Annotated in this window: 11 protein-coding genes; 1 reads left to right on the forward strand and 10 read right to left on the reverse strand. The window is 37.3% G+C overall.

Annotated features, from left to right (window positions below):
- Nucleotides 1-59: 59 nt before the first annotated feature.
- Together ABF682_RS00150 and ABF682_RS00155 are read right to left on the reverse strand one after the other, a co-directional pair.
- Nucleotides 60-1,403 (reverse strand): PFL family protein, encoded by a 1,344-nt coding sequence (locus tag ABF682_RS00150; RefSeq protein ID WP_415618622.1) that lies wholly within the window; start codon nt 1,401-1,403, stop codon nt 60-62.
- 18 nt (nt 1,404-1,421) lie between these two features.
- On the reverse strand, nt 1,422-1,691 hold the full coding sequence (locus ABF682_RS00155) for an ACT domain-containing protein (protein WP_289978988.1): 270 nt from the start codon (nt 1,689-1,691) through the stop codon (nt 1,422-1,424).
- Between the two features lie 327 nt (nt 1,692-2,018).
- Here ABF682_RS00155 and ABF682_RS00160 point away from each other — a divergent pair, with 327 nt between their 5' ends.
- On the forward strand, nt 2,019-3,386 hold the full coding sequence (locus ABF682_RS00160; RefSeq protein WP_415618623.1) for a DHA2 family efflux MFS transporter permease subunit: 1,368 nt from the start codon (nt 2,019-2,021) through the stop codon (nt 3,384-3,386).
- On the opposite strand, the gene ABF682_RS00165 is transcribed toward ABF682_RS00160, so the two are convergent.
- The 8 genes from ABF682_RS00165 to pdhA form a co-directional block, all read right to left on the reverse strand.
- On the reverse strand, nt 3,370-4,350 hold the full coding sequence (locus ABF682_RS00165) for a C-terminal binding protein (protein WP_289978984.1): 981 nt from the start codon (nt 4,348-4,350) through the stop codon (nt 3,370-3,372). The two genes, ABF682_RS00160 and ABF682_RS00165, sit on opposite strands and share 17 nt — an antisense overlap.
- Nucleotides 4,351-4,535: 185 nt before the next feature.
- Entirely contained in the window at nt 4,536-5,303 is a 768-nt protein-coding gene (locus ABF682_RS00170) for an epoxyqueuosine reductase QueH (RefSeq protein WP_415618624.1), read from the reverse strand.
- 67 nt (nt 5,304-5,370) lie between these two features.
- On the reverse strand, nt 5,371-6,519 hold the full coding sequence (locus ABF682_RS00175; protein ID WP_415618625.1) for an SGNH/GDSL hydrolase family protein: 1,149 nt from the start codon (nt 6,517-6,519) through the stop codon (nt 5,371-5,373).
- A gap of 104 nt (nt 6,520-6,623) precedes the next feature.
- Nucleotides 6,624-7,637: a lipoate--protein ligase gene (locus tag ABF682_RS00180; RefSeq protein ID WP_415618626.1), complete on the reverse strand. Its 1,014-nt coding sequence runs from the start codon at nt 7,635-7,637 to the stop codon at nt 6,624-6,626.
- Nucleotides 7,638-7,652: 15 nt separating this feature from the next.
- Nucleotides 7,653-9,059 (reverse strand): dihydrolipoyl dehydrogenase, encoded by a 1,407-nt coding sequence (gene lpdA / locus ABF682_RS00185; protein WP_289978978.1) that lies wholly within the window; start codon nt 9,057-9,059, stop codon nt 7,653-7,655.
- A gap of 4 nt (nt 9,060-9,063) precedes the next feature.
- Nucleotides 9,064-10,404 (reverse strand): 2-oxo acid dehydrogenase subunit E2, encoded by a 1,341-nt coding sequence (locus ABF682_RS00190; RefSeq protein WP_415618627.1) that lies wholly within the window; start codon nt 10,402-10,404, stop codon nt 9,064-9,066.
- Between the two features lie 11 nt (nt 10,405-10,415).
- Nucleotides 10,416-11,393 (reverse strand): alpha-ketoacid dehydrogenase subunit beta, encoded by a 978-nt coding sequence (locus tag ABF682_RS00195; RefSeq protein WP_415618628.1) that lies wholly within the window; start codon nt 11,391-11,393, stop codon nt 10,416-10,418.
- A 2-nt stretch (nt 11,394-11,395) separates the two neighbouring features.
- Complete coding sequence (gene pdhA / locus ABF682_RS00200) at nt 11,396-12,496, reverse strand: pyruvate dehydrogenase (acetyl-transferring) E1 component subunit alpha (protein ID WP_289978974.1); 1,101 nt, start codon at nt 12,494-12,496, stop codon at nt 11,396-11,398.
- Nucleotides 12,497-12,767 lie beyond the last annotated feature (271 nt).

The following is a 12,767-nucleotide window of genomic DNA, read 5'->3' on the forward strand; positions in this document are numbered from 1 at the left end:
AAAGGCAGATTACTGAAACAAATCAGCCTTATCTGCCAAATTCTTTTCTGCCAAAATTTTTAATTTTTAAAACTATGAATAGGAGCTGGTATCAAACCACCTCTAGCTATCATTTGAGATGAAGAAGCTTTATTGACCCCCATTACAGGAGCATATCCAAGCAAACCACCAAATTCTACCATCTCTCCAACTTTTTTATTTTGAATTGGTAAAATTCTAACAGCAGTCGTCTTGTTATTAATCATACCGATTGCCGCTTCATCTGCAATCATTGCCGAAATTGTATCTGCTGGAGTATCTCCCGGAATTGCAATCATATCCAACCCTACAGAGCAAACAGCAGTCATTGCTTCAAGCTTCTCAATATTCAAGGTTCCTGCATTAACCGCCGCAATCATTCCGGCGTCTTCAGAAACAGGAATAAATGCTCCAGATAGTCCACCAACATGGCTGCAAGCCATAATTCCGCCTTTTTTAACCGCATCATTTAGTAAAGCTAGAGCAGCAGTGGTACCATGGGTTCCAACACTCTCAAGTCCAATTTCTTCAAGAATTTGTGCAACAGAATCTCCCACAGCTGGAGTTGGCGCTAATGATAAATCAACAATGCCAAAAGGTACACCCAACCGTTCAGCCGCAAGTGTCCCAACCAGTTGTCCCATTCGCGTAACTTTGAATGCTGTCTGCTTAATAGTCTCTGCAACAACATCCATTGATTCACCCCTAACATTTTCAAGGGCATGTTTCACAACACCTGGGCCGCTAACACCAACATTAATCACAGTATCTCGTTCACCAACACCATGAAAGGCTCCCGCCATAAACGGATTATCTTCAACCGCGTTACAAAAGACAACCATTTTTGTATTTGTCATAAAAGAACGTTCTGCAGCACTTTTTATGATCTTACCCATCTCAGCAACAGCATCCATATTGATACCGCTGCGTGTGGAACCAACATTAACTGAAGCACAAACCAAATCAGTTTCGTCCAGAACTTGAGGTAGTGATTTAATTAACTTAAGATCTCCCGTTTGATAACCCTTTTGTACAAGTGCAGAGAAACCACCTATGAAATTAATACCAAGTTCTTTGGCAGCACGATCTAATGTCTGTGCATATTTTAAATAATTTTTATCGGCGCTTGCTGCAGCAATAATTGAAATCGGTGTTACAGAAATGCGTTTATTGATAATTGGAATGCCATATTCTGCTTCAATTTGCTTACCGACCTTGACCAAATTCTTAGCTTTTTTCATTATTTTGTTGTAAATACGTTCGCAAGCTCTTGTGCTATCGCTATCAATACAATCAAGTAAAGAAATTCCCATTGTAATAGTGCGGACATCAAGATTCTCGTCAGAAATCATGTGGATTGTCTCAATAATCTTCTCGGTTTCCATCTTTAATTAAATATCCCCCTATAACTGATGCATTGCATGATAAATTTCTTCACGTCTGATTTTAATTTCGACACCCAACTTTGTTCCAAGTTCATTAAGTTCTTCTGAAAGAACAGCAAAATCTGCTTTTTCATCTTTTATCTCTACCATCATCATCATTGTAAAATAACCATCCATAATGGTTTGAGAAACATCAAGTATATTAATTTTTTTTTCAGCTAAAAATTGGCTAACACCAGCGATAATTCCTACTTGATCCTTACCAATCGTAGTCAGAATTGCTTTCATTCCAGCACCCCATTCACTTTATTAAACTTATTTTTTCAAGTATATCCTTTTATACTGTGTTCTGCAACGTCACTCATATGTATTATTCGCCTTTTAAACACTTTTTTTAATATAATTTGCTTCAAAACATCCTTCATCCCACAAATATAATCTAAAGGCGAATATTATTGCTTAATCTACTGGTATTTTATATAGAAGAAATATTCCTTGATATCATCTAAAATAAACTATAACATTGAATGTTAGGGTGGTTACTGCAATACATTTTTTTATTAAGTACAAAATTCAACACAGATATCATTCGTTATTTATAGAAGGGAATCATTTATGAACACACATATTACAAAAGAAAAAAGAACAGTTGTCACAATTCTCCTGCTCTTAATTACATTTCTCACATTAGCTAGTCAAACAATGATGATTACTGCTTTACCGGTTATTCAAAAAACAATGAGTGTTTCTTTAAGTAACGTCCAGTGGCTGACTACCGGATATATCCTAATTATAGGAATTGTCACACCATTATCCTCTAACTTATATGACAAGTATTCAAATAGGCAATTATTTTTAGTAACAACTGGTATTTTTATTTTTGGTACTATTCTAGGCTCATTAGCTACTAATTTCCTTATCTTGTTAATTGCCCGCATTCTTCAAGCCTGTGCTGGAGGAATACTCATGTCTTTTCAGATGACCACTATGGTAACAATTTATCCCCCAGAAAAGAGAGGAACTGTCCTAGGGTTATCTGGTTTAGTAATCGCCTCTGGTCCAGCAATTGGACCAACCATTTCTGGTGTTATTCTGCATTTTTTGAATTGGCGTTTTTTATTTATTCTTGTATTACCGCTCGTTATTTTTGTTTGGCTAATCGCTCTCTTTTATTTCCCTAACTATTCGCAAAAAAAAGCCGTCAAAATTGATATCTTATCTGTAATTCTCTCACTTACTGGTGCCACTCTGGCTCTGGCAAGTCTCACTCTGTATAAACAAAGCTATCTACTTGCCGGGCTCATGCTGCTTGTTGGCATTTTCTTGTTAACAATCTTCTACAAGCGTCAATTACGACTCACCCAACCAGTTCTTAGAGTACAGATACTCAAAGTCCGGTCTTTTAGTCTACTGACGATCATTGGAATGCTTGCCTTCATGGTGCTCATTGGCACAGAACAAATTATCCCAATTTTTGTAGAAAATGTTCAAGGATTGAATAGTATGCAGGCTGGTTTCATTCTGTTACCAGGTGCAATTTTAAATGCACTTTTTGCAGCACTAGCAGGTCGCTATTATGATAGCCATGGACCAAAACACTTATTGTATATGGGTGTTTTATTAATGCTAATTGCAACAATTCCCTTAGTTCTATTAACAGAAACAACCTCTGCTTGGCTAATAGCCTCTGCATATCTTATTAGGATGATTGGAAACTCATTGGTCTTTGCACCGGCAATGTCAGAAGCTTTCAAGGATATCACACCAACAGATATTAGCCATGCCTCAGCTCTGAACAATACTTTCAGACAAGTCGCTGCTTCGGTATCAACAACTATAATGATTGTAATCGCAGATATACCTAACTCATTTACATTTGGAACGCGCTTGTCCATTTGGTTTACCGTGATTCTACTACTTTTAATGGTGTTTACCATACGAATTTATTTGAAAACTGCTAAAACTACTAATCAACAAAATTAAAAACTTTTTCGTTTTGACCTTCAAAAAAGGATATTACATTCTCACAAGATATTCTCTGTAAAGAAGCCATTGAATCTTGTGAATAAAAGGCTGCATGCGGAGAAATTATTACATTATTTCTCTCTAATAAGGGATTATTGACTAAATCAGGTGTCTCACTCTCCAATACGTCAAGTGCAGCACCGCGAATCATACCACAATCAAGTGCTGTCAAAAGCTCTGTCTCATTAACGGTTTCTCCTCTTGAAACATTGATGAAATAGGGCTTTTTTTGTCCCATTTTTTGAAAAGTATTAGTATTAAAAAAATGATAATTATCAGATGTAGCTCTCATATGATTGGAAACGATATCTGCGCTCACCAATAACTGAGCTTCCGTTACAAATTCCACCCCATTTTTTATTGTTCCGTCAACTATATGTCTGCTATATGCGATTACTCGCATTCCTAATGCACTCGCCATTTTAGCAACTGCCGCACCAATTCGTCCATAGCCAAAAATTCCCAAAGTCATCCGCGAAAGCCTAGGTTGGGCCATAAAAGCATCATATTCCCAACGATGTTCTTTGCTTACAAGCCTGTCATATTGCTTCAGTCTCTTTACTAATGCAAGAATTAATGAGATTGTAAATTCAGCAACATCTTGTGTACAATACTCACCAATCGCACAAATTCTGACTCCTCTTTCCTGTGCCAGCTGTACATCAACTTTTTCGTAGCCGACCGCACTAATAGATATTAGTTTTAGTTTTGGCGCTGCATCAAACATTTTTTTATCAATTGGCAAAAAAGCTGTAATTAATGCATCAGCATCCTTAAGTTCATTGAAAAAGGCTGATGGTTCCTTCGAATCATAGGGACACGTCACAACTATCCAATCTGGATGGTTCTTTTTTAATAATTTTATTTCAACCATATTGTCTTTTTGCATTAATTCCTTAAAGTCTGAAATCATTACTTTCATTTGAGCCACCCACTTCCCATCAAATATACACCTTAAAAGCATTCTATCATCACATTTATACATTTCAAAGCAAAAATATACATTCATGAAAAAAACGGTATAAAAAAAGAATCTGCTATTTTTTTAACAGATTCTAAAGTTGGACAGCTCTTTTACTTTTAAAAACCAATGATCTACCTTAAAGGTTAATTTTTTTCTTCATGATATACAAATTTAATATCTGCAAAGTCTGTCTTGGTATCCTTATCCTTTAAGTATGCCAAAGCTTCCCTTCGCGTGTTTGAAAGATCAATTTTTTGTGCTTTCGCAGCAAAAATACACCCGCAATAACACTGTCGGTACACATCATATTCTTCGCACATTTCTACTGAACGTTGATACCCATTATTTTTTTTAAAATCACTGGGTAAATATTTAGTACTATAAAAATTTTGGACCTCTATTCCAACACTATTAACCACCTGTGAGTTCTTATGCGGACTAATCGTTAATGCACTTCCAAAGTAATCGAATCTCAATTCTACAGCCTTCGCAGCAACTAGATCCAGCCTATAGCTAAAGCATGCTCGACATCTCTGTCCTCCTTCAGGCTCTTTTTCAAGTCCTCTGACTGCCAGAAAATATTCTTGTGGCTCATATGGCGCTGCAATAAACTGAACATGATTGCCAGTTTTTTGATTAAAATCACTGATGAATTTCTGCTGGACATACTCTCTTCGTTGGTACTCTGCCCGCGGATGAATGTTCGAGTTTGCATAATAGACAGTTACATCGGCATACTGTGTTAAGTACTCCAAAGTATAGGTACTACATGGTGCACAGCAACTATGTAGTAAAATTGATGGTCTACTATCGTCTTTTTGCCAATTTGCAATCATCTTTTGGAGTATCTTATCATAATTAATTTTCTGTTTTAAATTCATTTTATCTAATATTTCATGTAAATCAATCATTATCTAACCTCGTAATAATTTTATATGCACAGTATACTACCATTGTATATATATCACCAAAATAATATTATTCAATCCCTACTGCTGTCACAACTTTTTTATATATACTCTGCGCGATAATTTCTCCAGCTACCTTATTGATATGTATGTGATCTCCTAAATCATACTGCTTAAGCAGTCGAAAACCATCATTTTCAACCAATAAGGCACTACTAACTAATTGATTCTGGTATTTTTGCTGGAGAAACTTGTTTAATTTTATTCTAGTAATAATATTTTGTTCCATTACTGAAGTATGAATCTCCTGTGTATGCCCGATTTCAAACGGTGTTATTGTGCCTAACATAACCTGACTCCCTTTACTTCTTATCTGTTCATAGATATACTCAAATTCCATGAAAAGTTCTTGCGCTTTGACTAGTTGATTTTGTGCCTCTTGACTAAAAATAGGTAGTATTAAATCATTTAGTCCTGTGCACACTAGCACTAGGTCTGGACTATTCTGCAATACCTTGGGTAACATTTCCCTCGTCTTTATCCCAAATGTTGCAAATAATGGCTCATCCTGAGGAGCATCATTAAGCATTCTCTGACCAGAAACGCCATAATTCAAAACAACTGCTTTACCAGGAAATTGCTTATATAACAATGCCATGAGACTATCACTAATATATCCCATTTCAACCAACGAATCCCCAATTATAGAAATAACTTTTGCTTGGTAGTCACTATATACCTCTACTTTGCTTAGACAAAACCAACCCCGTCTTGCACCAAGTGTCTGGCGTAATAACGGACTTGTCCCGGCTTTTCTAACAATTACCGCATTTGTCATTGATGTATCATAGGTATTAGCAAAATCCATATATTTTTGAGATTTATTACTGACCAGTCTTAAAAAAATTTTCATCCCTGGAATAATCTTAAACTCCAATGCATCGGTAATTATCGTTGTTCCTTTTTTTATAGTAACAATCCCATTATCATCAAAATATATTCTGTGTTTCACGTGGAACTTCTCATCCGTGCTAAAACTAACCTCGTTAAACCTAAGATCTTCCGTACCATACAGATTTGATAATTCAAACCTGACAGCATTACCACTAACATTCATCGTCATTTGAACTACTTCTGTTAATTCAGCCATTTTAAAAGGCAAAGTTGAAAAATCACTGCATTCATGTACCCAAGCAGTTTGCCATTTCATTTTATTCATCTCTTCTCCGTGTTCAGCTTACAAACCTTTTTATAGGAAATATAAAAAGGACTGCCACAAAAATACAGTCCCTTTCTCTAATTAACCATAGTCACCCACTAATATTAGCCAGCTAACAAATCAATTATTTCTTGTTCAGGAATACCTTGGAAATATTGACTTAAGTTACTATTATGAAGCTTTATCTCTAACTGCGTTTTATCAAAAATACTACCAGTAAGTTCTGATTCAAGTTCACTCACATTATTTGTTCCAAAAAAGTCACCATAGAATTTTATATTTTCAATCTTTCCTTTTTCGACAAGAATACGTGCGTCAATTGTTCCACTTGTAAAGTGTTTCCGCCTTTTAACAGTAAACTTGGGCGATTTACCATAAACCCAATCCCAATTGCCATAATATTGTGACTCGATCTCATCAATCTTCTTTTCATCGTCTACCGTTAAAAGATATTCATTTCCCTTTGCCTGTTCAATACCATTTACACCCAAAACTTTAGTAATTAATAAATCACGAAACTCTTCAGTTGTGATGTTTTGATATTCAGGCAAAAGATAAGATCGTAAATTCGTAACACGACTACGCACAGATTTTATTCCTTTAGATTGAATTTTGTCCAAAGGTACCGTCAATGTTTTAGCAACTTCTGAAGTATCAACATCTAACATCAGTGTTCCATGCGAGAATGTTTTTCCACCTCGAGTATACATTGCATTTCCAGAGAACTTCTTTCCATCGACAACAATATCATTACGTCCAGTTACTTCTGCTCCTGTCACACCCATTTCGTGTAGAGCCTTAACTATTGGGGAAACCATTTTTTTAAAATCACCAAACTCTTGGTTCTCAGCATCAACGATAAAACTAAAACATAAATTTCCTAGATCTTGATACATGGCACCTCCACCAGAAAGTCTTCTGGTAACAGTCACTCCGTTTTCTCTACAATAATTCTGATCAACCTCTTCAATTGTATTTTGATTGCGCCCGACAATCACACAACGATCCTCAATATAAAATAACACAACTGGTAATTTTAATTTATCGCTATTCATCAAGTATTGTTCAGTTGCCAAATTCCGCCGAATATCGAATGTCTTCATCGCTACATATTGCATATTCAAAATCACTCCCTAAATATTAATTGGTAATCCTAGTGCAATGTCAGTAGCATCCATAACAGCTTCACTAATACTTGGATGTGGATGAATAGTTAATGAAACATCTTCAACAGTTGCACCTGTTTCAATTGCTAGCGTTAATTCTGTAATTAAATCACTAGCATTTGGCCCAACAATTTGAGCCCCGACAACTGCTTGACTGTTTTTTTCAAATACAAGACGTACAAACCCATTTGTACTGCTCATTGAGATTGCACGTCCGTTAGCTGCAAATGGGAATTGTGCCTTCTTAACATCAAGACCCTGTTTCTTAGCTTCTGCAACTGTTAAACCAGTTGTTGCAATCTCGCTATCTGTATAGCATACGGCTGGCATAGCGCGATAATCTACAATTCCTTTGGAACCAGAGATTGCTTCTGCTGCAATTTTCCCTTCATAACTGGCTTTATGCGCCAATGCAGCTCCAGGCACAACATCTCCAATTGCATAGATATTGCCAACACTTGTTCGACACTGTGCATCGACCTCAATTAGTCCACGATCCCCAATTTTCACCCCGATATGTTCCAAACCCATATCCGCAGTATTCGGTTTGCGTCCCACACACACAACACAGTAATCAGCCTCTAATTCTTTTTCCTCGCCACTAACATCAAATTTAATTTTAACGCCCTTATCTGTTTGTTCCGACATCTTCGCAATCGCATTAGTATAAATATCAACATGTTGACCGCTAAAATGATGTTCAACAACAGCCACCAAATCCTTCTCATAATTGGCTAAAATTCGATCGGCCCCTTCAAGGATAGAAACATGGGCACCTAAATTTGCATATGCAGACGCTAGCTCACATCCGATGTAACCTCCACCAACTACTATCAACTTCTTAGGAACCTCTTGAAGTGCCAAAGCTCCTGTTGAGTCTAGGACCTTCCCTTTGAATTTAAAGTTAGGAATCTCGATTGGATGACTACCAGTAGCAATAATTAAATTATTAAAACTGTACGTCTGAGCAGAATCATCTGTCATTACACGCAAACTATGATCATCTTTCAAAAATGCACTGCCCCAAATTACATCAATATGATGTTTTTTAAATAATCCTGCCACACCACCTGTTAATTTATCAACTACACTTTCTTGTTTCCATTTCTGTGTTTGTTTAAAATCAAGGGTCGCTGCTGTAACACGCAAACCCATTTCAGATGAGTTCATTGCTCTTTGATAACGATGAGCTGCCTCAATTAATGCTTTTGAAGGAATACAGCCAACATTTAGACATACTCCACCAATATATTCTTTCTCAATAACCGTAACTTTCTGTCCCTTTTCAGCAGCCCTAATTGCAGCAACATACCCACCAGGTCCAGCACCAATTACCACTGTATCAAGTTCAATTGCAAAATCTCCAACTACCATCTGCTCATCCCTCCATCAATAATAGTTCTGGTTCACTCAATAGTTCACCTAAACGATTAAGTGCCTTTTGAGCCGTTGCACCATCAATAATACGATGATCGAATGAAAGCGAAAGTTTTAATACATAAGCAACTTTAATTTCATCTTCCACCACAACTGCTTCTTTTGTAATCTTCCCTAAGCCTAAAATTGCAACCTCTGGCCAATTAATAATTGGTGTAAAGAAACCGCCTCCGATTGAACCGATATTTGTAATCGACATCCCCGTATGTTTCATATCAGCGCCAGCAAGTTTGCCATCTTTTGCTTTTTCCGTATTTTCCGTAATTTGTTTTGCCAGCCCAAACAGACTCTTTTGATCAGCATTTTTAATATTAGGTACGAATAGGCCTCTATCAGTATCTGTTGCAACTCCAACATTAATATAATCGCGATATGCAATTTCTTGTTTTTCCATATCTACATATGAGTTAAAAATTGGAAATTCTTTCATTACAACTGCTAATGCCTTAACAACATATGGCAAGAAAGTAAGTCTAACTTCCCGTTCAGCTGCCATCGTCTTGTATTGCTTACGATGTTTCCATAGTTTATCAACCACAACATCATCAAAAACGGTAACATGTGGGATTTCACTAACACTATTCACCATTGCTTTAGCTGTAGCTTTACGGATTCCCGACATCTTTTCTCTAGTTTCTGGCCATTCTTGACTTGCTGCTTGTGGACGATTACTTGTAGAAATTATTGTATCAGCATCTTGACTTGCTACTTTTTGTATTTCTGCGATCCCACTCTCACGGCCACCTTGTAAGAATACATCAATATCTTCTTTAGTAACGTGCCCATGTGACCCAGTTCCACTCACCTTTGAGATATCTACGTCTTTTTCTCTAGCATACATGCGAACTGCTGGCATCGCTAAGACTGGCAACGTTCTGTCTACCTCAGCCATTTTAGTAACATTAGTTTCTTTTTTCTCAGTTTCAGGTACACTAGTTTCTGCCACTGGTGCTGCTGCCTCTACAGCTGGAGAAACTGGTGTCTGTTCAGCAGATGTTTGTGGTGCTGCTGTTTCTGCTCCCTTGGTAACATTTCCTGCTCCTTCGACCTCAAACTCAATTAAAACTTGTCCAACTTCAGCAGTTTCGCCTTCATCCACAAGAATATTCTTGACTGTTCCTGCCACTGGGGAAGGAATTTCTTCGACTGACTTATCGTTTTCAATCTCTAATAAATCGTCATCTTCTTTTAGAACATCACCAACTTTTACATACCATTGTGCAACTGTGCCTTCTGAAATTCCTTCACCAATATCTGGTAATTTAAATTGATACGCACCCATTTGCTCGCCTCCTAATATTCCAAAATTTCTTGTGCTTTTTCTACTACATCCTGCTTGTTAGGTAGCCAGTCACTTTCAGCTTCACTAAATGGGTAAGGTGTATTCGGTGCTGCAACGCGTCCAATTGGTGCTTTTAAATATAAAATACCTTTTTCAGCGATAAGTGCAGCTACTTGCGAACCCACTCCTGCTTGTTTTTGGGCTTCTTGCACAACGACTGCACGACCTGTTTTCTTAACCGATTCCAGAATAGTCTCTTCGTCAATCGGAGACACAGTTCTTAAATCTACTACTTCTGCACTGATATTTTGCTTGGTTAACTCATCACTCGCCTTGATTGCCTCTTGAACCATTGCACCATAAGTGATAATCGTCAAATCTGTACCCTCTTTTACAATATTAGCTTTGTCCAATGGTACTGTATATTCTTCATCAGGTACTTCGGCTTTAATTGAGCGATACAACTTCATATGTTCTAAGAACACAACTGGATCATCAGAACGAATCGCTGAGATTAAGAGACCCTTAGCATCGTATGGATTACTCGGAATAACAACACGTAATCCTGGAATTTGCGATACTAACCCTTCTAAACTATCAGCATGTAGCTCTGGTGTATGCACACCACCACCAAAAGGAGCACGAATTGTAATTGGCATCTCACGGGTTCCATCTAGTCGGAAATGAATTCGCGCAATCTGTCCTGCTATTTGGTCCATTGCTTCAAAAACAAAACCAAAGAATTGAATTTCGGGTACTGGACGAAAACCTTCCAAAGCCAATCCAGTCGAAAGCCCGATAATTCCAGACTCAGCAAGAGGCGTATCAAAGACACGTTCTTCACCGTGCTTTGCTTGAAGATCTTCTGTAGCACGGAAAACTCCCCCATTTTTTCCAACATCTTCACCAAAAACGAGAACTTTCTCATCTCTTGCAAGTTCCTGATCTAGCGCATCAGTTATTGCTTTAATCATTGTCTTGTTCGCCATAATTATTTTGCCTCCTTCGCTTCAAACTTCTCAATTTCTCTTTTAGTTCCAGCCGGTGTTTCTTTAAAGGTATTCTTTAAATATTCACTAATTTTTTGTTTTGGCATATTTTCAACTTTATTAATTGCTTCATTAATTTCAGCACGAACTTGCTCAACGTAGGTTTCCTCATCCTCTTGCTTCCAAAGACCTTTACCCTCAAGATAAAGTCTCATTCTTACCAATGGATCTCTTTTGACCCAAAGATCATCTGTTTCCTTCGTACGATACCGTTTTGGATCATCTCCAGAGAGAGTATGCGGACCATAACGATAAGTTAGCGTCTCAATCAGTACTGGACCATTACCTGCTAATGCATAATCACGAGCTTCTTTTGTTACCTCATAAACAGCTAATGCATCCATTCCATCTACTTGAATTCCAGGAATTCCGGCAGCCACTGCTTTTTGAGCCAAGGTCCCGGCAGCCGTTTGCTTACTACGCGGGACTGAAATTGCAAAACCATTATTTTGAATGACAAAGATTGCGGGAGCTTGAAACGCACCTGCAAAGTTAATTCCTTCGTAAAAATCACCTTGTGATGTTCCACCATCACCAGTATAAGTGTAGGCCACATTCTTTTGGCCTTTTAACTTGAAGCCAAGTGCTACCCCCGCAGCTTGAACATATTGTGCTCCAATAATGATTTGTGGTGGTAATGCCCGTAATTCAGCAGGATACTTATTACCGTCGACATGTCCACGTGACCACAGAAATGCCTGATATAAAGGCAATCCATGTTGTACAAGCTGTGGTACATCACGATATGCTGGTAAAATAAAGTCTTCTTTTTCCATCACAAAATTCGATGCAATCTGGCTTGCCTCTTCACCTGCAGTAGGTGCATAGAATCCTAGGCGTCCTTGACGATTCAATTTTGTTGAACGCTCATCAAGTGTTCTCGACCAAACCATTTGTTTAAAGAGTTCAACAAGCTCTTCATCACTCAAATCCGGTTTCCAATCAGGTTCCAACAATTTTCCCTCTATAGATAAAAGCTGTACCGGTTTGAATTCATCATCAAATTTCTTCAATTGTTCAAAATCGATTATTTTTTTTGACATTTCTAGACCTCCTCATCATTATCAAGCAAACATTACAGCAAACCTCGTTTACAACGTAATCCGTGATACAACTTATTTCTTTCCACTAAGTTATATTTTTCTTTTGTAAACCGCTTTCATACTTATTTTAACGCCTTTTGCACAATATTTAAACATTGTGATTGCATGAACTTATTATGATATACAAGAACCATTTCTACAACAAATTTGCTATCTTAATTTTCATCAAAATATCATTTTAAATTCTGTGGTTGTGATTTCAAACACATAC

This window comes from Liquorilactobacillus sp., assembly GCF_047719775.1.
Lineage (GTDB): Bacteria > Bacillota > Bacilli > Lactobacillales > Lactobacillaceae > Liquorilactobacillus.

Coding starts and splice junctions, on each gene's coding strand:
- ABF682_RS00150 (WP_415618622.1), bottom strand. CDS start 1,403: ATGGAAACCGAGAAGATTATTGAGACAATCCACATGATTTCTGACGAG.
- ABF682_RS00155 (WP_289978988.1), bottom strand. CDS start 1,691: ATGAAAGCAATTCTGACTACGATTGGTAAGGATCAAGTAGGAATTATC.
- ABF682_RS00160 (WP_415618623.1), top strand. CDS start 2,019: ATGAACACACATATTACAAAAGAAAAAAGAACAGTTGTCACAATTCTC.
- ABF682_RS00165 (WP_289978984.1), bottom strand. CDS start 4,350: ATGAAAGTAATGATTTCAGACTTTAAGGAATTAATGCAAAAAGACAAT.
- ABF682_RS00170 (WP_415618624.1), bottom strand. CDS start 5,303: ATGATTGATTTACATGAAATATTAGATAAAATGAATTTAAAACAGAAA.
- ABF682_RS00175 (WP_415618625.1), bottom strand. CDS start 6,519: ATGAATAAAATGAAATGGCAAACTGCTTGGGTACATGAATGCAGTGAT.
- ABF682_RS00180 (WP_415618626.1), bottom strand. CDS start 7,637: ATGCAATATGTAGCGATGAAGACATTCGATATTCGGCGGAATTTGGCA.
- lpdA (WP_289978978.1), bottom strand. CDS start 9,059: ATGGTAGTTGGAGATTTTGCAATTGAACTTGATACAGTGGTAATTGGT.
- ABF682_RS00190 (WP_415618627.1), bottom strand. CDS start 10,404: ATGGGTGCGTATCAATTTAAATTACCAGATATTGGTGAAGGAATTTCA.
- ABF682_RS00195 (WP_415618628.1), bottom strand. CDS start 11,393: ATGGCGAACAAGACAATGATTAAAGCAATAACTGATGCGCTAGATCAG.
- pdhA (WP_289978974.1), bottom strand. CDS start 12,496: ATGTCAAAAAAAATAATCGATTTTGAACAATTGAAGAAATTTGATGAT.